Source organism: Psychrobacter sp. ANT_H56B (genome assembly GCF_008369245.1).
GTDB classification, from domain to species: Bacteria; Pseudomonadota; Gammaproteobacteria; order Pseudomonadales; family Moraxellaceae; genus Psychrobacter; species Psychrobacter cryohalolentis.
This window is the reverse complement of sequence record NZ_VOBF01000026.1, coordinates 1-710: the sequence shown is the minus strand read 5'-3', so window position 1 is coordinate 710 and position 710 is coordinate 1. Positions and strand designations below refer to the sequence as shown.

Annotated in this window: 1 protein-coding gene; it reads left to right on the top strand. The window is 41.0% G+C overall.

Features of this window, described 5'->3' with window-relative positions; translation table 11 throughout:
• The first annotated feature begins 40 nt into the window (after window positions 1-40).
• Window positions 41-691 (top strand): IS1595 family transposase, encoded by a 651-nt coding sequence (locus FQ082_RS12910; protein ID WP_149493457.1) that lies wholly within the window; start codon window positions 41-43, stop codon window positions 689-691.
• Window positions 692-710 lie beyond the last annotated feature (19 nt).

Here is a 710-nt window from a genome sequence, read left to right as displayed (position 1 = left end):
GGGGCTGTCCTAGATAAGTAAAATAATCTAGGATAGCCATATGAGAAAGAGTAGATTAAGTTGGTACAAACAAACTAAGCTTATCGAACTATTTGTTGCCGGTTCTACCGCAAGAACAGCAGCAAGCTTAGTGGGTGTTAATAAAACAACAGCCAGCTATTACTTTCATCGTCTTAGACTACTGATTTATGAAAACAGTCAGGAACCTGGTCTTCTAGAAGGCGAAATAGAAGTTGATGAGAGCTACTTTGGCGGCAGACGCAAAGGCAAACGTGGTCGCGGTGCTGGTAACAAAGTGCCTGTTTTCGGACTGCTTAAGCGCAATGGTAGCGTCTACGCTTGTATTATTCCTAATGCCAGAGCTGAGACCTTAATCCCTATTATAAGAGAGAAAGTAAAGCCTGATAGCATTGTCTATACTGACTCATTCAGAAGTTATAACGCCCTTGATGTGAGCGAGTTTACCCATTACCGTATTAATCACTCAAAAGAGTTTGCACAAGACAGAAACCATATCAACGGAATAGAGAACTTTTGGAGCCAAGCCAAACGACATATGCGTAAATATAATGGCATCCCAAAAGAGCATTTCCATCTGTTTTTAAAGGAATGTGAGTGGCGTTTTAACTACAGTGATCCAAAACGTCAATTACATCAGCTGAAACAATGGGTTAAACAGGAACTGAACTAGTTATCTAGGACAGCCCCTT